Below are 21,532 nucleotides of genomic sequence, written 5' to 3' on the forward strand. Positions count from 1 at the left end.
TTCCTTCCCTCGACCGCCGTGTGCTGTTTCGAGGGTTTCGTCCCGCAGTCCGGGCACTGTGCCGGACTCGGCTGCCGTAAATCACCTGCCCCACCGGTTATGCAGGGCCCAACTCCATGAAGGTGGGAGAGATCATTCCAGTTGCGCAGCTACGCAGCACCTCCATGGCCTGGAGGCTCGAGCCTGGACCTGCTGGAGCGATTGCCCTGATGAAGCACCGGCGTCTGATGCGCACGATGTACGGACTTGCCCAGGATAGCCGGATAGTGCGAGCCTCGGCAAGACAGACTCGCCGTTAGCTGACCTGTACTCCTTCGGCGAGTCCAGGCTCGACCACTCGGAGGCCGTCGGCGGCCGCCAGTTCGGCCAATTCCGCGGGGAATTCGCTGGTACACAAGGCCAGTACGGTCGGACCGGCGCCGGAAACGGTGGCCGGGATACCGGCCGCGCGCAGCCGCGCGATCCAGGCCGTGGTCAACGGCAGCGCGGGGGCCCGCTGAGTCTGGTGCAGCCGGTCCATGGTGGCCGACATCAGCAGGTCAGGGCGGGTTGTCAGGGCCACCACGGCGAGCGCGGCCCGGCTGACATTGAACGCCGCGTCCCCGTGCGGGACGGTCTCGGGCAGCAAACCCCTGGTGTGCGCGGTGGAGGAGCGTTCCTCCGGAATCAGCACCACCGGGCGCAGCGCGTCGTGCGCGGCCAGGCGGACCGCGTGATAACTGCGGCCGGGCGGACTGTCGGTCTCCACCGCGGATTCGGTCCAGGACACGACGACGCCGCCGAGCACGCTGGCCGCGGCATTGTCCGGGTGTCCTTCGAATTCCGAGGCCAGCTGCACCTGCTGATCGAGGTCGAGCGCCAATTCGGGATCGAGCTTCGCGGCCAGCGCGCTGCCGACGGCCAGGCCGCCGACCACCGCCGAGGCCGAGGAGCCGAGGCCGCGGGAATGCGGAATCACGTTGCGGCACACCACATCGAGGCCGTCGGCCCAGACGCCGGCGGCCTCCAGGCCACGCTCGATCGCGCGCACGACCAGATGCGAAGGGCCCCAGGGCACATCGTCGGCGCCCTCACCCTCGACCCGGATCGTAAGCCCGGAATCGGTGGTGCGCACCTCGATCTCGTCGTAGAGGCCCAAAGCCATTCCCAGCGAATCGAATCCGGGACCGAGATTGGCGGTGGACGCCGGAACACGCGCGGTGACCGCGATTCCGGCGGGCAGCGTCCGGGCCCGAGCCGGGGTCGACTCGGTCTCCGGGGCCAATTGGGTTTCGCGCGAATTCAACTCAGGCCAGCTCGAGCTCGTGGGCGACGGCGACCGGGTCCACCGCGATGGCCTGCACGTCGGGCATGCCGAGCAGCGCGGTGTCGGGGTCCTTGAGGCCGTTGCCGGTCACCGTGCACACCACGGTGAGACCGGAATCCAGCCAACCCTCCTTGCGCGCGGCGAGCACGCCGGCGACCGAGGCCGCGGACGCGGGCTCGACGAAAACGCCCTCGGTGGCCGCGACCAGGCGGTACGCCGCCAGGATCTCCTCGTCGGTGGCCGCGCGGAACGCGCCGCCGGACTGCTCCTTGGCCTCGACCGCACCGTTCCAGGACGCGGGCGCGCCGATCCGGATGGCGGTGGCGATGGTCTCCGGGTTCGACACCGGAGCGCCGTTGACCAGCGGAGCGGCGCCGGCCGCCTGCACGCCGAGCATGCGCGGCAGACCGCTGATGAGGCCGTCGGCGTAGTACTCGCGGTAACCGCGCCAGTACGCGGTGATGTTGCCCGCATTGCCCACCGGCAGCGCGTGCACGTCGGGGGCCTTACCGAGCACATCGCAGATCTCGAACGACGCGGTCTTCTGGCCCTCGATGCGCGCCGGGTTGACCGAGTTCACCAGGCCGACCTCGGGGAAGTCGGAGGTGACCTTGCGGGCCAGCTCGAGGCAGTCGTCGAAGTTGCCGTCCACCTGGATGATCTTGGCGCCCAGCATGACCGCCTGGGCCAGCTTGCCCATCGCGATCTTGCCCTGCGGGATCAGCACCGCGCAGCTCAGCCCCGCCCGGGTGGCGTAGGCGGCCGCCGATGCCGAGGTGTTGCCGGTGGACGCACACAGCACGGCCTTCTGGCCGCGGTACTTGGCGTCGGTCATCGCCATCGTCATTCCGCGGTCCTTGAACGAACCGGTCGGGTTGGCGCCCTCGACCTTGAGGTAGACCTCGCACCCGGTCAGCTCGGACAGGTGCGGCGCGGGCACCAGCGGGGTTCCGCCCTCGAACAGGGTCACCGGCTCCCAATCGGCCGCGCCCTCGAGCCGATCGCGGTAGGCCGCGATCAGGCCCGGCCAGCGCGAGTGCACCTTCAACTGCGGTGCAACACCAGTGGAGTTCATTCTTCGGTGCCTTCCAATCTCAGAACGCTGGTCACGGATGTGACGGATTCCATCTCCGCGAGCGCGGCGACGGTGTCCGCGAGTGCCGACTCGAGGGCGTGATGGGTGACGACCACCAGGCGCGCACCCTCGCCGTGCCCGGCCTGCCGGACGGTGGAGATGCTGACGCCGTGGTGGGCGAACTCGCCCGCGACCTTGGCCAGGACACCCGGAACGTCCTCTACCTGCAAGTTCACGTGGTAGCGGGCCGGTGTGTCACCGATCGGCGCGATCGGCAGCTCAGCATAGACCGATTCGCCCGGAGCCCGTCCACCGTAGAACTTGTTGCGCGCGGCCATCACCAGATCACCGAGCACCGCCGACGCGGTCGGCGCGCCACCGGCGCCCTGGCCGTAGAACATCAGACGTCCGGCGTTCTCGGCCTCGACGACGACGGCGTTGAACGCGCCGTTGACCGCGGCCAGCGGGTGCTTGCGCGGAATCAGCGCCGGGTAGACCCGCACCGAGATGCGGTCCTTGCCGCCCTCGGCCGCGGGCGGGTTGCCCGGGATGCGTTCGCAGATGGCCAGCAGTTTGACCGTGCAGTCCAGCGCGGACGCGGTTTCCAGATCCTCGGAGGTGATCTTGGAGATGCCCTCGCGGTACACATCGGCGGCGGTGACGCGGGTGTGGAAGGCCAGCGAGGCCAGGATCGCGGCCTTGGACGCGGCGTCGTAGCCCTCGACATCGGCCGTGGGATCCGCCTCGGCGTAGCCCAGGCGGGTCGCCTCCTTCAGCGTGATCCCGTAGTCGGCGCCGGTCTCGTCCATCGCGGACAGGATGAAGTTGGTGGTGCCGTTGACAATGCCGACCACCTTGTTCACCCGGTCGCCGGACAGCGACTGGATGAGCGGGCGCACCACCGGGATGGCGCCGGCGACGGCGGCCTCGAAGTACAGGTCGGCGCGGTTGAGTTCGGCCGCGGCGGCGAGCTCGCCGGTGTAGTCGGCCAGCAGCGCCTTGTTCGCCGAGATCACCGACTTACCCGCGTTCAGCGCCGCCAGGATCAGGCCGCGGGCCGGGTCGATACCGCCCATGACCTCGACGACCAGGTCGACATCCGGGCGCGCGACCAGCGCTTCGGCGTCGGTGGTCAGCAGGTCGGCGGGCAGGCCGCGATCGCGCTCCAGGTTGCGCACGGCGACACCGCGCAGCACGACCGGCGCGCCCACGCGCGAGCGCAGGTCCTCGGCGTGCTCCCGCAGAATCCGCACGACCTCGGTGCCGACATTGCCCATCCCGAGCACCGCGACACCGATCGGACGATCGATACCCCAGGCCCCGCTTCTCTGTTCGGGCCCACCCACGGAATCGCTACGCGATGCTGTCATCATTCCACCTCCAGGCTGAGCAAATCCGCCACCGTCTCCCGGCGCAGAATCAGACGCGGCTGCCCGTCCTTGACGGCCACCACGGCCGGACGGGTCAACTGGTTGTATCGGCTCGACATCGAATAGCAGTACGCACCGGTCGCCGCGACGGCGACCAGATCGCCCGGGCCGACATCGGCGGGCATCCAGGTGTCGCGAATGACGATATCGCCACTCTCGCAATGCTTTCCGACGACCCGCGCGACCACGGCCGACGCGTCCGAGGACCGCGAGACCAGGCGGCAGTCGTAATCGGCCTGATACAGCGCGGGCCGGATGTTGTCGCTCATGCCGCCGTCGACGCTGACGTAGCGGCGGCGATTGCCGCCGTCCAGCGAAACGTCCTTGATGGTGCCGACCTCGTAGAGCGTGACGGTGCCGGGCCCGGCGATGGCGCGACCGGGTTCCACCGCGATCTTCGGGGTGGGCAGCCCCGCGTGCGCCGCCTCGGTCTCGACCAGGCTGCGCAGCTTGGCCGCGAATTCGTCCAGCGGCGGCGGATCATCGTTCGGCAGGTACGAAATACCAAGTCCGCCACCGAGATCCAGCGTCGCGATCTGCGCGGTGCGCTCCACGCCGAACTTCTGGATGGCCTCACGCAGCAGGCCGAGCATGCGCCGGGCCGCGATCTCGAAGCCGTCGATCTCGAAGATCTGCGAACCGATATGCGAGTGCAGGCCGACCAGTCGCAGATCGTCGGCGTCGAAGACCCGGGCCAGCGCCTCCATGGCATCGCCGCCGGCGATCGAGAAACCGAATTTCTGATCCTCGTGCGCGGTCGAAATGTATTCGTGCGTATGAGCTTCCACGCCGACGGTGACGCGCACCAGCACGTCCTGCACTACGCCCGCGGCGGCCGCCACGGCTTCCAGGCGTTCGATCTCGATCAGCGAGTCGACCACCACGTGGCCGACACCCGCGCTGACCGCGGCCTCCAGCTCGGCAACGGATTTGTTGTTGCCGTGCAACGCGATTCGCTCGGCCGGGAAACCCGCGTGCAGCGCGATCGCCAGTTCGCCGCCGGAGCACACATCCAGGGACAGGCCCTCGTCGCGGATCCAGCGCGCGACCTCACCGCACAGAAAAGCCTTGGAGGCGTAGTGCACCCGGGCGTTCGGGCCGAACGCGCGCACCATATCGCGGCAGCGGGAACGGAAATCGTCCTCGTCCACCACGAACAGTGGTGTGCCGAACCGCTCGGCCAGATCCGCGACCGGCACACCGGCCAGGCTGACCGCGCCGTCGTCGCCGCGAACGGCGTTGCGGGGCCACACATTCGCGGGCAGATCGATCATCTGCTTCGGATCACCCGGGCGTTCCGGGAGATTGGGGGCATGGGGGATCTCCGCATGCCGGGGACCAGCGGGATGTGCGCCGCTCACGATGCTTCCTTTCGGGGGTTCACGAGCGCGCGGCTCGATAGGTGCGGGTTCACATCCGCTCCGGTGCGCTCACGCCCAGCAGGGCCAGGCCATTGGCCAGCACCTGCTGGGTCGCCTTGACCAACTCCAGGCGCGCCGCGTGCCGCGGGGTGACCGGCTCGTCGCCCTTGGGCAGCACACGCATGTCGTCGTCGGACTGGAACGGGTGATAGGCGCCGGCCAGTTCCTCCAGGTAGCGCACCACACGATGCGGCTCGCGCATCTCGGCGGCGGCCGCGACCACGCGCGGGAACTCACCGAGCACACCGATCAGCCTGGTCTCGCGCTCGGCCGTCAAGAGGCTGAGATCGACCGGTACCGAAGCGAATTCGAACGCCGCCGCGTTCCGCAGAATGCTGCAGGTGCGTGCGTGCGCGTACTGGACGTAGTAGACCGGGTTGACGCTGTCCTGCGTGGTCCACAGATTGATATCGATATCGATGCTGGTGTTCACCGAGGAACGCACCAGCGAGTACCGCGAGGCGTCGACGCCGATCTCCGCGACCAGGTCGTCCAGGGTGACCACGGTGCCGGCGCGCTTGCTCATCTTCACGGCCACGCCGTCCTTCACCAGATTCACCATCTGGCCGATCAACACCTCGACGGTGTCCGGGTCGTCGCCGAAGGCCGCGGCGGCGGCCTTCAAACGGCCGATGTAGCCGTGGTGGTCGGCGCCGAGCATGTAGATGCACAGGTCGAAGCCGCGCGCCCGCTTGTTCTGGAAGTAGGCGATGTCACCGGCGATATAGGCGGAGGTGCCATCGCTCTTGAGGACCACCCGGTCCTTGTCGTCGCCGTACTCGGTGCTGGCGATCCACCAGGCACCGTCCTTCTCGTACAGGTTGCCCGAGGCCTTCAGCTCCGCCACGGCCTGATCCACCGCACCCGAGGCGAACAGCGAGCTCTCGTTGAAGTAGACGTCGAAGTCGCAGCCGAAATCGTGCAGCGTCTTCTTGATGTGGGTGAACATCATCTCGACGCCCTCGCGCCGGAACAGTTCGTGGCGCTGCTGCTCGGGCAGGTCGGCGGCGCCCGGATGGTTCGCCACGATCGCGCCGGCGATCTCGGTGATGTAGGCGCCCGCGTACCCGTCCGCCGGGGTGGGTGCGCCGGTCGCGGCGGCGACCAGGGAATTGGCGAACCGGTCGATCTGGGCGCCGGCGTCGTTGAAGTAGTACTCCCGGGTCACGTCCGCGCCCTGCGCGGCGAGAATCCGGCCCAGCGCGTCACCGACGGCGGCCCACCGGGTGCCGCCCAGATGGATCGGGCCGGTCGGGTTGGCGGAGACGAACTCCAGGTTGATCTTGGTGCCGGCCAGCGCGTCGGCGGTGCCGTAGCCCGAGCCCGCGGCCAGGATCTTCGCCACGATCGCGCCCTGCGCGGCCGCCGCCAGCCGGATGTTCAGGAAGCCCGGACCGGCGACCTCCGCGGTCTCCACACCATCGGCGGCGGCGAGCGCGTCGGCCAGCCAGGTGGCCAGCTCGCGCGGATTGGCGCCGACCTTCTTGGCCACCTGCATCGCCACATTCGTGGCATAGTCACCGTGTTCCGGATTACGGGGGCGCTCCACTGTGACCTCGTCGGGCAGGACCGTAGGGTCGAGTCCGCGTTCGACGAGCACCTCCGCGGCAGTTGCGCGGAGGAGAGATGCAAGGTCAGCTGGAGTCACGAGTCACTATCCTATGGTCTGGGCAGGTGAACACCTTCGGGCGGGCACCGCAGCAGATCAGCACATGAGAGAGCACAACGAGCGATGCCGAGTAGTAAAAGCGCCTCGAAATCGGCCAAGGCCGTCCGAGCCGCCGGGAAAGCCTCGCCTTCCCAACGCAGGGGAAGCGGCCGCGGCCAACTTCCGTCGAATCGCCAGATCCCATGGCTGGCCATCGGGGCCGCCACGGTAATCATCGCATTGGTCGGTGTTCTGGCCTACAGCCTGGTCCCGAAGTACCGCGAGCAGGCCGAGCTGGACAAATACACGCCCAGCGCGGAGCGCAAGGACCCGTCCGAGCAGATCCCGGGCGTGGTGAAGAAGGACTACGCGGAGGGCGCGGGCAAGCACATCCAGCCCACCCAGCGCGTCGCCTACGACACCACCCCCGCCTTCGGCGGACCCCACGATTCGCAGTGGGCGGCCTGCACCGGCGTGGTGTACAGCAAGCCGATCCGTAGCGAGAACGCGGTGCATTCGCTCGAGCACGGAGCGGTGTGGATCACCTACAACCCGGACAAGGTCGACGCCGCCGGACTCGACGTGCTCAAGCGCAAGGTCGACGGCAAGCAGTACACGATGCTGTCGCCGTACCCGGGCCTGGACAGCGCCGTGTCGCTGCAATCCTGGGGTCACCAGCTGAAACTGGACGACCCCAACGACAAGCGAGTCGGACAGTTCATCACCGCGCTGCGGCAGAACCCCTACGCCTACCCCGAAGTCGGCGCGGACTGCTCCAACCCGTACTTCGACCGGGACAACCCGCTTCCGTTCGACCCGACACCGCCCGGACCCGACGCGGTCCCCGTGGACGGCACCGGCATCCCCGCCGACCAGAGCGAACTCGGCGGCGTGCCGGGTGTGCCCACCATCCCGGGCCTGACCGGGCTGCCGACCGCGCCCGCCGCGCCGGTCGAACCCGCCACCCCACCGGCGACACAGTAGATGAGCGCCGACAGCGAAACCGAGACCGGAATCCGGGGCCAGGTGCGCGGCCAGCGCACCGCACTGCTGATCCTGGGCGTCATCGGGGCGATCCTGCTCGGTTTCGCCGTCGGCGTCCTGGCCCGCATTCCCCTGGACGGCAGCCGCGAACCCGACCCGGGCACCGTCGACATCGGCTTCACCCAGGACATGTCCGCACATCACGCGCAGGCGGTGGAGATGGCCGGTGTCGCGCTGCTGCGCTCGGCCGACACCGATGTGCGCCGGCTCGCCTACGACATCATGACCACCCAGCAGGCCCAGGTCGGCCGCATGCAGGGCTGGTTGCAGCTGTGGGGCAAACCAGCGCAGAGCGTGGACGGGTACATGGGCTGGATGACCGACATGTCCTCCGGACACCACGGCGGCAGCACCGGCGCCCAGCACACCGGTCCGGTGGCGAGCATGCCCGGCATGGCCACCGCGGAGGAACTGGCCGCCCTGCGCCAAGCCCCCGAACCGGACACCATGTTCCTGCGCCTGATGCTGCGCCACCACCAGGGCGGCCTGTCGATGATCGAATACGCGGCCACGCACGCCGAAACCACCGCCGTGCGCACCCTGGCCGCGACCATGAGCGCCACCCAGCAGAACGAAGCCCAGCTGATCACCCGAATGCTGAGCGCCCGCGGCAGCACTCCCCTGCCGCTCAACTGATCGCGAAGTCCCCGGCCCGCCCTGCTTTTTGGCGGTGGGCCGGGTATGCGATACGCTTTCCCCGCCCGATCGGACCGGCCCCCGGCCCGATCGAGAACTATCCCGCCCTCGTAGCTCAGGGGATAGAGCGTCTGCCTCCGGAGCAGAAGGCCGCAGGTTCGATTCCTGCCGAGGGCACCACCAAAATAGGCCCTGACCAGCGCAACAACGGTTCAGGGCCTTTCTTCGATCCGGCTACTGTAGCCAAAGTTGTAGCCTACGTTCCCTTTTCCGATGTCCTGTCCTCGGCCGGTCGGCGGAGCGCCGTCTGGCCCGTCTCCTCGTCGGCGACCGGACCCGAGAGCCCCTCCGAACCAATTGATTTCATTTCATCATCACCGCGTGATGATATGAAATCAATCACATTCGCTGCCGTGAGCGGAGGTGCGGGCCGATGACCACCTCCACCGTCGTCACCTGTGGGTACCCCCGCTGCGTCGAACTAGCTGCCCGGACCGGCAAGCGCGGGCGCCCGAGCCAGTACTGCGACAACCCCGGCCACACCGCGGTGACGGCGTGGCGGGAACGGCAGAAGATCACCGCGAAGGACGCGAAAGCCGCTGCCCGACAACCGGCACCGGTCGAGCGGCCGGTCAGCGAGGCGACTGACACTCTGGCCGGGCTCGTGCGCCGCCTCGAGGAGCTGCGCGGCGAGATGGTCGCGACATTCGACGACGCCGGCGATCTGCTCGCGACGATCACCGACCCTCGTGCGGTCACCGACGAGATAGCTCAGGTGCGCCGGGAGTGCGACCGGCTGGTCTCCGATGCCGAAGCCGCGCGCGAGGGCGCCGAGCGGGCCGCCGACCGGTATCGCGCCGAGCGCGACCAGGCGCACGCCGACCGTGCGCTCGCCGACGGCGCCGCCGAACACGCCGTCGCCGAGCGCGACCAGTCCGTCGCCGACGCTGTCGAGTCCATCCGCCGCGCCCGCAAGCAAGTCGCCGAGGCGGTCGCCGAGCGCGATCAAGTCCGGGAGGAGGCAGACCGCGAGCTCGACCAGATGCGCGAGCAACTGGCGCAGGCCCGAGCCGCCCAGGCGCGCGCCGAGACCGAGCGTGACACGGCGGCCGCGGCGGCTGCGACCGCGAGCTCCGAAGCGGCGCAGCTGCGTTCGGCGCTCGACGAGTCCCGGCAGGCCCACCAGGAGCGCGTCGAGCTGCTCCACACGAAACACCTCGACAGCCTCTCCGAGGCTCACGCCGCCGCCGACCAGGCCGCCCGGGCGATGAGCGGCGAACACGCGAAAGCGATGGCGGCGCTTCGAGATGACGGGATGCGTGAGCGCAACGAACTGCGAAGGGATCTGGAGACTGTCCGCGATCACCTGGAGAAGGTTCGGCGCTCGGCGCGGCGGCGGGCGCCGGAGGCAGACATCTGACCCAGACACCGCCGCCAGACCACGCGACGCGATCCGGTCCCATGGGTCGGATCGTGATGAACTGCAACGAATTACACGGTCAGTCCCGTTCCGCACCATCCGGCCACACGATGATCACGGGAACACTCTTCTCCCTGGCCAATTCGACAACCGTTCCGGTGCCGCCCTTTTCGCTGATCTGGGAGTCCCACACCGCGATCAACTGGTCGCAGGTTCCGACAACCGCCTCGTTGGCAGCTTCGTAGGCTTCTCGGCCTGCGTCGTCGAAGTCCATCACCCGGACTTCGGCCGCCTGTTCGATAAGCGTGTCGAATTGCGTTGCGTGGTCGGGTTTTACCTTGCGCTCGCGATATTTCCGCGAGGGCAAGACGACCTCGAGATTCCCGCCGGCGTCGAGGACGGCTTGGGCGAACACCGTGTCGGCACCGCGGGCTATACAGCTCACTCCGATCAGTTCGGCCGGATCGCCCGCGTCGGCGAGAATCTTCCTGATCGCCTCGTACACCAGTGATTTGGTGGACTCGGTGATGTTCATGTGGCCCGTGACACCGAACCGCACCATTCAACTCTCCTATGCCGTGGTCGCGACCAGCGGCCGCATTCGCTCCCCGGAAGTCGGCTACCACGCCGACTCTAACGAACTGGCCAGTGCGGCAGATCTGGACAGAGGAGCCGAGTCGCTCCACTCGGGGTGCGTGGACACTGGTGCAGCATCAGGAACGGCGGCTGAACCGGTTTGCCGCGCGGCCCTTGCCGCCGACATCGGTAGCGTGTGCTCCATGATCAATGCGGTTGTGTTCGACGTCGGCGAAACGCTCGTCGACGAAACCCGAGAGTACGGAACGTGGGCCGACTGGCTGGGCGTTCCCAGACACACCTTCGTCAGCGTCTTCGGCGCCACAATCGCCCTCGGGGGCGACTACCGCGAAACCTTCCAAGTCTTCAAACCCGGCTTCGACCTGGCTGCCGAGCGCGAGGCTCGCGCGCAGGCTGGACAGCCCGAAACTTACGGCGAGGAAGACCTCTACCCCGATGTGCGCCCCGCCCTCTCCGCACTGCGCGAAATCGGCGTTTGGGTAGGGATCGTCGGCAATCAGACAGCGCGCTCCGGCCGCATCCTCCGGAGTCTCGAACTGCCTACTGATTTCGTCGCCACCTCTGACGATTGGGGCGTCGAAAAGCCCTCCATCGAGTTCTTCGAGAAGGTAGTCGAAGTCGCGCCGTGCGACGCACACGAGGTCGTCTACGTCGGCGACCGGATCGAAAACGACATCGCGCCGGCAAAGGCGGTGGGGATGCGGACCGCCTATATTCAGCGCGGCCCCTGGGGCTGGATCCAGCGGAAGAAGCCGGAGGTCGCGGAGCTATCGGATTGGATGATCCACGACCTCACCGAGCTCACAGCCATCGCCGCCGCCGAAAACGACAGTTAGGCCGACAACGACCGGATCATCGTGTGCCAGTTGTAGAGCTGGTCGTCGAGCTTGCGCAGCCGCGGAAGCGAATCCCACTCCCGCAACGACTGGCGTACGTCCTTGACGCGGTCCATCGCGGTGGCGTACCAGTGCTCGCCGAGCAGTTTGAGGGCTTCCTCAAGATGGTCACACGCGCGCTCGGGTTCCCGCTGCAGGACGGCCGCCGCCGCGAGATCAGCATGAAACACCGCACGCTGCTTGATCGCGTCGACCGGCATCTCGGCCAGCGCCCGCTCCAGCGCTTCGCGAGCTTCCGCGGCCCTCCCGGCAGCGAGCAGCGTGTTGCCCTTGAATCCCGCCAGCCGGGAAGTTGAGAACCAGTCCAGCCACACCGGGCTTACGTGCTCGTCCGGGTTGTACTGGCCATAGGACTCTTCGGCGTGCTGGATCAGTTGCAGGGCGCGTTTAGGATTCCCGAAGCGGGTTTCCACCTCGGCCTCGACCGCATCGAGCCACGCGACCATCTCGGCGCTGACATCGCCCCGCCGAGCGAATGCGCGCGCCCCATGGAGCTTGTCGCGGGCTTCGTCGGCGCGCTCTGGATCGCCGGAGAACGCGGGCGCGAAGGCCATGTGTGCGAGCACCGCGGCGCCCAACATCTCGTCCCCGGCTTCGCCTGCGGCTTGTAGCGCGAGGGTAAAACTCGGCTTCGCGACCTCGGGTTGCTGGAGGTCGAAAAACTCGAGTCGCCCAGCCAGTAACGCCGATTCGGCAACCGCACGCGCCATCACCACCTTCGCGGAGCCCGGCAGCTGTGGCAACAGATCCCATCCGAGCGCGGCATGCTCGGACACGAGCCGTTGGAGACGTGCGGGCGGCACTGACCAGTACAGGCGCCGGAACGCGCCGGTCGCCGACATGTAGTCCGAGGCGACGGCCGGCGGCACGACGCCGGCTGGGGTCCCGGCATGTCGCGATGCCCAAGTCTCGGTGTAGCTGGTGCCCTGCTGTCGGACGGCCTGCTCGCTGCCCGATCGGCGGGTTGGTGAGAAACCGAGCTCGCTCAGTGGCCGGTTGAACAGGGTTTCCAGCGCTGTCGCGTGCTCAGCTTGCGGCCATGGAGGTTCCGCGGACTCCCAGCGGCGTACCGTGCGCGCATTGATCGACACGCGTAATCCGATCGCGGCCGCTGCCTCGTTGAGCGCCTTCGCGAGTGCTTCTTGAGATCGGTAGCCGAGTGCTAGACGCGCCGTGCGCAGCGCATCTTCCGAGTTGGTCACACCCTCAGTCTAGTCAGAAAGCGGACATAAATACGCCATGCGGCCAAAATTTGGCCGCTCAGTGTCCCCATGATTGCCCTTTTATAGGACATTTACGCATGCGATCGTTTGTAGGCAACCGGCGGCCAGAAAGTCACTACCGAGGGAGCCGCACCTGCCGGTGCGTCCCTTCGATAACTGCGAACTGGCGTTCCGGGCCGGTTCCAGCCAAAACAACCGCACCTTGGGGGTACTCCCATGCCCGCGTCACAACTCATCCCGAGCCTCATCCTGGCCGTCACGCCTTACGTCATCTTCCTGATGGTGGCCCGCCGGACTCTTCGCCAGCCCACGCCCGGACCTCATCGGGGGCGTACCGACGGGGAGGTGGCGGCCCAGTGACCAGCGAGATCCGGGTCGACGCCGTCACCGTCTACGGCTCGCAGCGTCGGCACGAGGACTTCGGCGCAGAAGTGCTGCCGAAATCCCCGAATGATGGCCACCACGTCGCGACGGCGCACGGCGGCCGTGGCCCCGGCTGCCTCCAAGTCCTCGCCGAGAGCCCCTACATCTCCGACTATCCAGATGCGTTCGAGGTCTGAGCACATGCCGACGCGCGAGGAGAGTGCCTCGACGATGTTTCGCACCGAATACGGCCAGACCAGTGCGGATTGGTTCGTCGACCGAGAGGGCGTGATCCACGTCTTCCGCGTCAACAGCCCCGACCGCGTCATCGACGTGCCGCACGGGCCCGCACTCGGCGAGTGCCTGGAGATCATGCCTCGGCGTCTGTGGGATCGCATCCGCTACGAGTACGAACAGGATCGAGACCAATGGTCCACGTAACCGAGGTGCCGCGATGACTGCCGTGGCCGTGATGCTCGGCGAACCCGATGCCCGCGATGTCGGCGTGCGGCGCTACTTCGGCCTCGGGACGTTCGCCCTGCTGTCGGGCCACCCGTACCGCCAGCTCATCGGCTGGCGTCACAGCGAACGGATATGGGTTCCCTCGCCCGATATCGAGATCGGCCGGTGGCCGGGGTGGTCGCTGGCGTGTATCCGCGCGTACTCGCCCGACGGGCCACCGTTCCTGCGGCCGAACATGGTCTCGTTCGCCGACACCACCGAGGCAATGCACTACTACGGCACGTCACGAAAGACGCTGTGGGCCTGCGTCAGTGACCACACCATCCCGGGCCCGGTCGTCTGGATCGACGACCGGGCGGGGTGGCTATTGCGTTGACGCCCTGACCCGAGTCCAGCTCGGCCGCGCCTGCGCGCTCTTGTTTCCTGCACGGCCCCAATGCCCCGCGGGGACAACGCTATCGCTGCCTCATCACTCGTCCTGTCGTCAACCGAAGGAGTAGCAATCTCATGTTCCCATCCACCGGAGCACCGAACCCCGACGAAGTTATCCGCGTTCCGTCCCGAGCCGATCCGGCCAACCCCGATGCCGATGCACGGAATATGACTGGTCCCCGCCGCACCGAACACGATGGCGCGCCAGTTGATTGGTTTGTCGATGCCGGAGTCATCCAGGCCGCCAGGATCGCTTTCGACGGGAAGACGATCGAGCTTCCCCAACACCTGTCCCTGGGCCAGTGCGTCCAGCTCATGCGCGCACTCTTGGATCAGATCGGCTATGAGTTCGACAGGAGCCGGGAGGATCCAGCTGCGACCACCCGCGAGATGCCGCTCCGTGAATGCAGTCGCTGCCACCCATTCATCGGCGTCCCAGGGCTCAAGAGATCGCCGGTGCAGGGACACGAGGAGTCGCTGGGATAGAGGCTTCGACCTCCACAACAGATCGGTCTACCGCATCGAGCACCCGCCGGCGCGGACTGGTACAACTCAGACGGCAATGTCCGTCATCCGCACACCCGTCCCGCACCACACACGACCAGGGGCGCCAGCAAGGACTACCGCCGGGCAACCACTCAAGCTCCGTGCGTCAAGAGGTACCCGCGAGGGATGCCGACACAACCTCGGTCATCGCCGATCGGACCTGAGGCCCCGATCCCGGGTGCGTGTAGTAGTCCACCCAGAACAAATCCGCACCGCGGCGAATGACCGCGGAACCGATTGCGGTCGCCCCGTCCTGCGTATATGCCGTACATGCCTCGTCTCCGAGGCCGTGCTCGCCCTGGAGCTTCCCACCGATCTTGGTGTTCCCGCATGCACTCACGAAGGCTTCGCTGGCGACATCCGAACGCGATTTCCATGCGAACCGACCGTGACGCAACAACCGAACCTCAAGGAAGCCATAGGTATCGGAGGTGCTGCTCCGACTGCCATCAGCGGTGCGGTACGCACACCGCGCATCCCGTCCAGTGGAATAGTTCGTCTCCGTGTCCGCGACACCGTCGGGCACCAACCGTTCGAACAGTGTGGTGCCGATCGCGGCGCACAGATCCGGCGGCGCATCGGCCGCCGGGTCGGACTCGTTCACCGCGTCCATGATCTTCTCGCCGAACACCGACAGCACGACGAAGAGAACCACCGTAATCACGAGCACGACTTGTAGGAGTCTCAGGCGACGACGTGATGAATTCGTTCCGACCGGCGTGACCGCTGATGCTTCGCTCGTCTCAGTCATTCGGCGTCACCGAAGCTCGCGCTGCTGCGCACCATACTTCCCCTCCTCCGTTGCTATCGATAGCTGGGACCGTGTTGCTCGCGGTAGCTCCCGACCGTCACCTTGAGGACCCGGTCCAGATCCGTGGCGACCGTCATGCGGTCGCCCGGACTGACTTTCACGGTCGCCCCACTGCGAACCAGGTACCGGCCGTCCGGGTAGTCCATCACATGAAATCCCCGCGACGGCGCCGGCCGGTTGTCGATCGCCGCACCCGGATACACCGCCAGCTGTATCACCCCGCTGCGGGGGCGCTCGAAGAACGCTGCCGCCTCATGCTGCGGCGAGACCCGGTCGTCCAGACGCGACGTACGCGGCCGGTTGTCGGCGTCTTCGAGGTCCTGGCGCGTATGCTCGAACCCTGGATGCTGGCCGGGCCGGATGTTCGGCAGCATTGCCGCGATCCGGCGCGGAAGTTCCTCGGCAGCAAGCATTCTCATCCGCACGTTACCGCCGTGCTCGGGCGACCCGGCGGAGTCCTGCTGCAACAGCACAGCATGCCGATGCAGCACCGCCGCATGGACACGCAGCCGTTGCCCGTCGATCTCCCCGGCCATCTCCAGCCGGGCTTCAGGTTCGGCCAGCACCCGCAATGCCCCGTACAGCGACTCGTCGAAATGCGCTGCTACGGCCACCGCTTGGTTCTTCCATGCCTGTTCGAAGTCTTCGACAGTGTCTGCGGTGGAACGGAATTGCAGCGGATACGGCAACACGTCCCGTTCCATGGCCCGCCACAGAACCTTGAACGCCAGAGCGGTGAACAGCCAATCCGGGCGGGTCATTCGCCGATCACCGGGGAACCCGGCGTGTGGCGGTTGATCTCGCCGAGCCCGGTCAGCTCCTCGCCGTTATGCATGTTGACCAGGTAATCAGGGGTCTGGTGCTCCTGCTCGGAGTCGGAGTCCTTGCCGCGCGGCGAGATCCCACCCATACCAGGCATCCCGCTCCGCGCGGCGGCCGCTGCCGACCGCGCCGCCGCCGTACCGGTTCCGGTCCCCGTACCACCGGGGATACCGGAGACCGTGCGCCCCGCACCCGGCGCGTTCGCCCCCGGTACACCCGAGCCGGGTGTACCCGAACCTGGGATGCTCGAATTCAGTTTCGGGTCAGTCGTTTTGCTCGGGTCGACCGACGACGGTGTGGTGGGCGCTGCGGTCGAGGCCGGATTGGTCGAGGCCGGGTTGGTGTCCTCCGGAGACTGATTCGGATCACCCGTTGTCGGCTCTTCGGGTTGGTCACCGGTCTTCGGATCGTCGGTGTTCGACGGTGTCACTGGGTCATCGGCTGGTTTCGGAGTACCCGGCACGATGGACTTCGGCTTGCTGCTGTCGTCGGTGTTGTTGGGCTGCACGGGGTTCGCTGGTGTCGGCGCCAACGGCACCTTGTCGTCGGCTTCCTTGACTGCCGGGTAGAAGACGTTCTTGACCGCGTTCACCGCTGCGGTGTCGTAGGTTTCGTCGCGGTGCTGGTTCAGCTTCCACGTAGGCCCGGGAACCCAGGAAGCGATGTTGCTGGTCCAGGAAGGCTCGGGCGCTTGCTGGACAGCGGGTTTGGTGATGTCGACCGCGGACTTCACCAACTTCACCTTCGCGGTCATCAACGCCGCCGACTCGACCAAGGTGTTCGAGTTCTTGACGTACTCGGTGATCCCGGTGGCGGCCGAGTTCGCTGCCTCGCCTTGCCATTTGGCTTCGATCAGCTTGGTCATCTCGAGGCCGAAGCTGACGAACCCTTCGTTGAGTTCGTTGCGGAAGGTCTCCCACCGCTGATGCATCGTCGTGACCGTACCGGGGTCCATGGCCTGCACCCGCTCGTACAGGTCATCCATGCCGTCGGGTTCCTTGTAGGTGTCGGCAGGAACCTTCGAGCCTTGGAAGTCCAGCGCGTTCGCCGCCAGGATCTCCGAGATTCTGGTACGTGCCGCTGTCGCGTCGGGGCTTTCGTCTTTCCCGACGTCGGGCGGCCCGGACTTACTCGACTCGAACAGTGCCGCGGCGACAGCTGCCAGCAGTGGTAGACCCACGATCCCCCCTGGTTAGTTCAATAGATTGTCTTGCGCAGCCGCAGCGGCCTGGTCCTGGGCGTCGTACCTGGCCACCGATACCTCAATCGTGTCTCTGATGAGCGTCACAGCGGCTATATGAGCAGTGATCGCCGAGTAGAAATCGCCCTCGCCACCGATCGCCTTGGCCCCCAGCATCTCCGCCAGCTTGTCAGCGCAATCGAACCGCCCCAAGCCGGTCACACGACTCATGAACTCCAGGCTCGTGAGCAGACGTTCATATAGTGCGATCTGCTTGTTGCAGGCGTCGCGGCAGTCCTTAGCGACCGACTTGTCAACGAGCAGCCGACCGGCCTTGGCTTCCTCGGCGAGGAAGCTCCACCGAGTCATCTCCTCATTCAACTCCGCCACTGGGCACTTCCTCTCGTGATCATTTCGGCCACAACGGCACCAGCGCCTCAGCAGCCGCCTGGGCCCGCGTGCACGGGTCGACCTTGTTCTTCGACGAGACCCGGTTGGAAATGGTCACCGTGAAGGAGCCCTGCTGGGCGGGGAATGTGATGTCGCAGGTCTTGTTGTCCTTGTCGGACTTCGTGTCGTACCGCACGCCCTTACGGCCCCCGATCGTGACGTCGACGAAGTCGATGTTGTCAGGCTTTTGCTTGTACTCCTCCACCGTTCGTGGTGAGGAGAAGACACCAAGCGCGTAGTCGTTGTTGTTCCAGCTGCAGATCTTCCAACCGGGCTCCTCCACCCCGAGGATTCCGGACTCCTTGGTTGCCGGGTCGAGCCCGATCTGCTGGCTGAGGACCTGGTCCGAAATTTGGGTACAAGGATCCCAGATCGCGGCCGGTGCGGCGGTCGTACTCGACGGACCCCCACCACCTCCCGTGGAGTCACATCCAGCCGCCAGCGCCGCCAGCGCCACCAGCGCCGTAGCCGCTGTCGTTCGCCGTCCCACTACACGCCTCCCAGTCCGCGCCGCACCCATGCCCCACTCACTTGGACGCACCAGGCGACGCTTCGGTTCCCTCGCCCCATGATCAGTTCCGCCGCCCCGCCTCATGCGCCCCCTCGATCGCAGCACGCGTCAGCTTCGCCTGCGCGGCGACCTGGCCGGCGTAGTCGACCAGGTTCTTCGATTCCAACAGGAACTCGGCGATGCCCAGTTGGGCTTCACCCGCCGCCGGCCCGCCCCACCGACCGTCGAGGGACTCCGACAGCGAAACCCCCAACTCGCGGGTCGCCTCATCCAGGCGGGAATGCACCGACTCCCACGTCTCATGGATCGACTTGATCTGCTCCGCGTCCATCCCCCGCCTCCCGGAATCCGGTGTAGCGGCCGCAACCGGCCGACGATAGTCGGCACGATCGTATCGTGCGGCACCCCGATCGTGGTCTACGAGACGCTGATCAGGGACCAGGCCGCGTAGGTAGCGCACGGGATGGTCGCCCAAGTTGCTTCTGCGGCAGTCGATTTCGCGTTCCACGGCGCATCTTCGGTTGACAACGTCGCAGTTGAGAGGCGAGGGTTGTCGCGATGGATTCCGGGGTAGCGCAGATACGCGAATGGGGGATTAGATGCCAATTCACCAGATCGACACACCACCCAACTCGGGTGCCGAACCTCGCTGTGAGGTCCCGTAATGGCCGGTGGGTACTTCAATCATTTGGACGATCCCGATGAATACTGGGATGACGAACCACTTGCCAAACCGAGGTCCGCGCCGGTTCGCCCAACACCGCCACCACCGTCTCCTCCTTCATTCCGGGCCGAGGCTTCTTTCCAGGACCACTCACCCGCATACGAGCGCGCACATTACGTCGCTCCAGCAGCAGGTGTGCCACGGACGCCAACAGGTAACCTCCACCCCCTAATCCAGCTTGCTCAAGCGGCAGGCAACAAATCCCACGGTGGGCTTGTCGGGGTAGGAATATTCGAGATGACTCTCGACAGCGATCGACTTCCGATACACGTTCGTGTAGACAAATTTCTGCATAGCCGCCTGGATTCCAAGGATTTTTCGGACGCTGCAATGACCGGTTACCACATGGCTCTGTGGCGGCATGACGCGCCTGCCATCACTCAAGGTAGGCTCAGGTCACTCAGCGCGATGCCCTCAAGCAGAGCAGCGGCTATCAGGCTCCTAAGTTCCAATTCCTACGCTGAATTCAAGGCGGTGGAGGACTCACTGAGCGGCAGGGACGTTTTCCAAGCCTATGGACCTGCAACCGAATTCGGGTCGAATTCCGTTCATATCGATGCAAGTCTATCGCGTTTGAGCCGCATTGATATCGATCCACGGTGGGCGTCACGAGTAGACCCCTCCTATATTGCGCACGATATTCTTGAGTGCGTGCACGAGGTTCGACGGAAACGTCCGATTTTTCGGGACGAAGGGCCGTGGTCGAATCGCACTGATGCGGAGCTGGAGAACGAGCTCCAAAAATTCAAGAGCTATCTGATGAGGACCGCGTAATGCCCCAATTTTCCGTCGATTTCAACAAGCTTCTTTCGGTCACTCGCGCATGGGACGAGGCGTCGACAGCGCTTGGCAATGGTGCAGCAAAGGCTGATGCCATTGATCCCAACAGTGAAGTGGTCTGGGGAATATTTCAGAATGCATGGGGAGCCAATCTTCGGGCGGCGCAGTATTTGCGCGACCGAATGAAAGAGGGGCAGACCGAAACTGATTCCATGGGTAACACGCTCGCGCATGTCTCCAAGGTTCTCCAAGAACAGGACCAGAATTTCGCCAATGTTCTACACCAGCTAGAAGGCGATGTGCGCTAGTGACTGATACTAACAAATCTCTCGAAGACATACGGGCCGCCATAACCAAGTTCTCGGAACAAGTTGAACTAGTCAGGACTTCTCCTGAAGCCCTTGATATCGCGTTTGACGCCTATCTAACCGCGTTCAATCCTATTGGCATAGCTGTTACCAAAGCAGCGGAAGCAGTGGACATGGGGGCGGTTAGCGACAGTATTCTCGCAGAGAAGGAGCATTGCAAGAAGCTGATCCAGGAACTTTTGCAGAAGTTGCAGACCGCTGTTGACGCGATGGATGCTCCCATTGCGTTGGCGCAATCCGGCCTAGAGTGGGCCGAGATATATAAAGATGCCAGCGAGGCTCGCAACAAGATCCTCGTCGGGGGCGACCTCGAACGAACATGGAGTGGCACGGCGGCAAATACGTACCTCGCAAAGCACACAACTCAAGCGGCGGCAGCTGAGTCAGCCTTGAATCTTTGCGAGAAGGTGCGTCAGCAGATGACAGCCGCATCTGATGCGGCATGGAAGTACTACTCTGGGCTAGCACAAGACCTCGTAGATTTCTTCGTGGACTTCGTTGCAGCCTTGACTAAGATTATGTCCGGCATTTCGGCGCCATGGGGAGTGTCGGATCTGATTGACGCATTGACTAAGATTGCCAAGAAGGTTGTAGAATGGTCTCTCGAAACCGGTGAGACGAAGCTAAAGATTTTGGCAGTCGAGACATCCATCGGCGTTGAGATTACGAATCCGAAGACGTTCGATGGAAACAAATGGCCTCTCGCTAATTCCCAAGTGCTTTCAATTGACAAGCCCGACTCGGAGAGATGGTCTGCGCAATGATCTACAGAGCCATCCTAGGTATCGTCTGCCTGGTCACCATCACGGGGTGCAATACTTCAAATCCAAATGATGTAGGTTATAGCAATCACAAGATTCAAGAGTTGTGCGATTTTTCGAAATCGTTCTATATGAGCCGCTTCAACGCTGCTGAGTTACGAGTCGCCCTTTCCTCACCCGACCAGATGTCCGGAGAGATCGCAGAGGGTAGCAGCTGCTCATACTATCAACCGGCTGGCGCAGGCAGTGCCTATGAGACCTACCTCGGCAACGTGCTCCTAGGCTTTGGGAAACCTCAATCCAATGATGCAGACAATGCAGAATCAGAAAAGAAGCTTACAGTCGATGGTGTCGTCGTTACCCAGGAAGTCGAAAAGATCGGCAATAACCAGGATCCACAAAAGGCGGGTCGCACATACGTATTGTCCGCCTACGTCGACGGCTGGTATGGACGAATGTTGTTCGTTCGAGGAGATGACGAAGGGACAAAAGCAGCCGCGCCACTTCTGGTGAATATGATTCAAACCCTCAAAGGCTCGGTAAGCTGAACTGTTGGTCGATGGAATGACCGTCGTGCCGACCGGCCACAATTCAGGCCTGAGCCCGATGCTTGAGTTTACTCGGAG

The 21,532-nt window shown here is 65.2% G+C and carries 24 protein-coding genes and 1 tRNA gene; 12 read left to right on the top strand and 13 right to left on the bottom strand.

Annotated features, from left to right (window positions below):
- Positions 1-295 precede the first annotated feature (295 nt).
- The 5 genes from thrB to argS are packed head-to-tail and all read right to left on the bottom strand — an operon-like array spanning position 296 to position 6,880.
- On the bottom strand, positions 296-1,285 hold the full coding sequence (gene thrB / locus ACFVMC_RS00110) for a homoserine kinase (protein ID WP_379205577.1): 990 nt from the start codon (positions 1,283-1,285) through the stop codon (positions 296-298).
- 1 nt (position 1,286) lies between these two features.
- Entirely contained in the window at positions 1,287-2,381 is a 1,095-nt protein-coding gene (gene thrC, locus ACFVMC_RS00115) for a threonine synthase (RefSeq protein WP_379205578.1), read from the bottom strand.
- Positions 2,378-3,751, bottom strand: coding sequence for a homoserine dehydrogenase (locus tag ACFVMC_RS00120; RefSeq protein WP_379205579.1), 1,374 nt, complete (start codon positions 3,749-3,751; stop codon positions 2,378-2,380). Before ACFVMC_RS00120 ends, thrC begins: the two co-directional genes overlap by 4 nt.
- Entirely contained in the window at positions 3,751-5,172 is a 1,422-nt protein-coding gene (gene lysA / locus ACFVMC_RS00125; RefSeq protein WP_379205580.1) for a diaminopimelate decarboxylase, read from the bottom strand. Before lysA ends, ACFVMC_RS00120 begins: the two co-directional genes overlap by 1 nt.
- Positions 5,173-5,221: 49 nt before the next feature.
- Positions 5,222-6,880 (bottom strand): arginine--tRNA ligase, encoded by a 1,659-nt coding sequence (gene argS / locus ACFVMC_RS00130; protein WP_379205581.1) that lies wholly within the window; start codon positions 6,878-6,880, stop codon positions 5,222-5,224.
- An 84-nt stretch (positions 6,881-6,964) separates the two neighbouring features.
- Between argS and ACFVMC_RS00135 the strand changes: the two genes are divergently transcribed.
- The 4 genes from ACFVMC_RS00135 (at position 6,965) to ACFVMC_RS00150 (ending at position 9,980) form a co-directional block, all read left to right on the top strand.
- Positions 6,965-7,864, top strand: coding sequence for a DUF3105 domain-containing protein (locus ACFVMC_RS00135; protein ID WP_379205582.1), 900 nt, complete (start codon positions 6,965-6,967; stop codon positions 7,862-7,864).
- On the top strand, positions 7,865-8,560 hold the full coding sequence (locus tag ACFVMC_RS00140) for a DUF305 domain-containing protein (protein ID WP_379205583.1): 696 nt from the start codon (positions 7,865-7,867) through the stop codon (positions 8,558-8,560).
- 104 nt (positions 8,561-8,664) lie between these two features.
- Positions 8,665-8,740 (top strand) — tRNA-Arg (locus ACFVMC_RS00145).
- 253 nt (positions 8,741-8,993) lie between these two features.
- Positions 8,994-9,980 (top strand): hypothetical protein, encoded by a 987-nt coding sequence (locus ACFVMC_RS00150; RefSeq protein ID WP_379205584.1) that lies wholly within the window; start codon positions 8,994-8,996, stop codon positions 9,978-9,980.
- 79 nt (positions 9,981-10,059) lie between these two features.
- On the opposite strand, the gene ACFVMC_RS00155 is transcribed toward ACFVMC_RS00150, so the two are convergent.
- Positions 10,060-10,515 carry a hypothetical protein gene (locus tag ACFVMC_RS00155; RefSeq protein ID WP_379205585.1) on the bottom strand — a complete coding sequence of 152 codons (456 nt, stop codon included), beginning with the start codon at positions 10,513-10,515 and terminating at the stop codon, positions 10,060-10,062.
- On the opposite strand from ACFVMC_RS00155, the gene ACFVMC_RS00160 reads away from it, so the two are divergent.
- The gene (locus tag ACFVMC_RS00160) at positions 10,508-11,413 is read left to right on the top strand and encodes an HAD family hydrolase (RefSeq protein WP_379207740.1); all 906 of its coding nucleotides are present in this window, start codon (positions 10,508-10,510) and stop codon (positions 11,411-11,413) included. The two genes, ACFVMC_RS00155 and ACFVMC_RS00160, sit on opposite strands and share 8 nt — an antisense overlap.
- Here the strand turns inward: ACFVMC_RS00160 and ACFVMC_RS00165 are convergent.
- Entirely contained in the window at positions 11,410-12,675 is a 1,266-nt protein-coding gene (locus ACFVMC_RS00165) for a hypothetical protein (RefSeq protein ID WP_379205586.1), read from the bottom strand. The genes ACFVMC_RS00160 and ACFVMC_RS00165 overlap by 4 nt on opposite strands.
- Before the next feature lie 377 nt (positions 12,676-13,052).
- Between ACFVMC_RS00165 and ACFVMC_RS00170 the strand changes: the two genes are divergently transcribed.
- From ACFVMC_RS00170 to ACFVMC_RS00185, 4 genes are all read left to right on the top strand, one after another.
- Complete coding sequence (locus tag ACFVMC_RS00170; protein WP_379205587.1) at positions 13,053-13,256, top strand: hypothetical protein; 204 nt, start codon at positions 13,053-13,055, stop codon at positions 13,254-13,256.
- Positions 13,257-13,290: 34 nt separating this feature from the next.
- Complete coding sequence (locus ACFVMC_RS00175) at positions 13,291-13,500, top strand: hypothetical protein (protein WP_379205588.1); 210 nt, start codon at positions 13,291-13,293, stop codon at positions 13,498-13,500.
- Positions 13,501-13,513: 13 nt separating this feature from the next.
- A complete protein-coding gene (locus ACFVMC_RS00180; RefSeq protein ID WP_379205589.1) occupies positions 13,514-13,897 on the top strand; it encodes a hypothetical protein in 384 nt (127 codons plus the stop codon).
- A 131-nt stretch (positions 13,898-14,028) separates the two neighbouring features.
- Positions 14,029-14,439 (top strand): hypothetical protein, encoded by a 411-nt coding sequence (locus ACFVMC_RS00185; RefSeq protein ID WP_379205590.1) that lies wholly within the window; start codon positions 14,029-14,031, stop codon positions 14,437-14,439.
- A gap of 166 nt (positions 14,440-14,605) precedes the next feature.
- Here the strand turns inward: ACFVMC_RS00185 and ACFVMC_RS00190 are convergent, their stop codons facing one another.
- The 6 genes from ACFVMC_RS00190 to ACFVMC_RS00215 form a co-directional block, all read right to left on the bottom strand.
- The gene (locus ACFVMC_RS00190) at positions 14,606-15,250 is read right to left on the bottom strand and encodes a hypothetical protein (protein WP_379205591.1); all 645 of its coding nucleotides are present in this window, start codon (positions 15,248-15,250) and stop codon (positions 14,606-14,608) included.
- A gap of 53 nt (positions 15,251-15,303) precedes the next feature.
- Positions 15,304-16,071, bottom strand: a complete 768-nt coding sequence (locus ACFVMC_RS00195; RefSeq protein ID WP_379205592.1) for an ESX secretion-associated protein EspG — start codon at positions 16,069-16,071, stop codon at positions 15,304-15,306.
- Positions 16,068-17,312, bottom strand: a complete 1,245-nt coding sequence (locus tag ACFVMC_RS00200) for a hypothetical protein (RefSeq protein ID WP_379205593.1) — start codon at positions 17,310-17,312, stop codon at positions 16,068-16,070. The genes ACFVMC_RS00195 and ACFVMC_RS00200 overlap by 4 nt, the downstream gene beginning before the upstream one ends.
- A gap of 12 nt (positions 17,313-17,324) precedes the next feature.
- Positions 17,325-17,702 carry a hypothetical protein gene (locus tag ACFVMC_RS00205; protein WP_379205594.1) on the bottom strand — a complete coding sequence of 126 codons (378 nt, stop codon included), beginning with the start codon at positions 17,700-17,702 and terminating at the stop codon, positions 17,325-17,327.
- A 19-nt stretch (positions 17,703-17,721) separates the two neighbouring features.
- The gene (locus ACFVMC_RS00210) at positions 17,722-18,252 is read right to left on the bottom strand and encodes a DUF3558 domain-containing protein (protein ID WP_379205595.1); all 531 of its coding nucleotides are present in this window, start codon (positions 18,250-18,252) and stop codon (positions 17,722-17,724) included.
- An 82-nt stretch (positions 18,253-18,334) separates the two neighbouring features.
- Positions 18,335-18,604, bottom strand: a complete 270-nt coding sequence (locus ACFVMC_RS00215; protein ID WP_379205596.1) for a hypothetical protein — start codon at positions 18,602-18,604, stop codon at positions 18,335-18,337.
- A 1,166-nt stretch (positions 18,605-19,770) separates the two neighbouring features.
- Here ACFVMC_RS00215 and ACFVMC_RS00220 point away from each other — a divergent pair.
- From ACFVMC_RS00220 to ACFVMC_RS00230, 3 genes are read left to right on the top strand one after another with little or no spacing between them, the layout of a single operon-like run.
- Positions 19,771-20,085: a hypothetical protein gene (locus ACFVMC_RS00220; protein WP_379205597.1), complete on the top strand. Its 315-nt coding sequence runs from the start codon at positions 19,771-19,773 to the stop codon at positions 20,083-20,085.
- Positions 20,085-20,909 (top strand): hypothetical protein, encoded by an 825-nt coding sequence (locus tag ACFVMC_RS00225; RefSeq protein WP_379205598.1) that lies wholly within the window; start codon positions 20,085-20,087, stop codon positions 20,907-20,909. The genes ACFVMC_RS00220 and ACFVMC_RS00225 overlap by 1 nt, the downstream gene beginning before the upstream one ends.
- Entirely contained in the window at positions 20,906-21,454 is a 549-nt protein-coding gene (locus ACFVMC_RS00230; RefSeq protein ID WP_379205599.1) for a hypothetical protein, read from the top strand. Before ACFVMC_RS00225 ends, ACFVMC_RS00230 begins: the two co-directional genes overlap by 4 nt.
- The last annotated feature ends 78 nt before the right edge of the window (positions 21,455-21,532 follow it).

The sequence above is a fragment of the Nocardia sp. NPDC127579 genome, from assembly GCF_042672005.1.
Taxonomy (GTDB): domain Bacteria; phylum Actinomycetota; class Actinomycetes; order Mycobacteriales; family Mycobacteriaceae; genus Nocardia.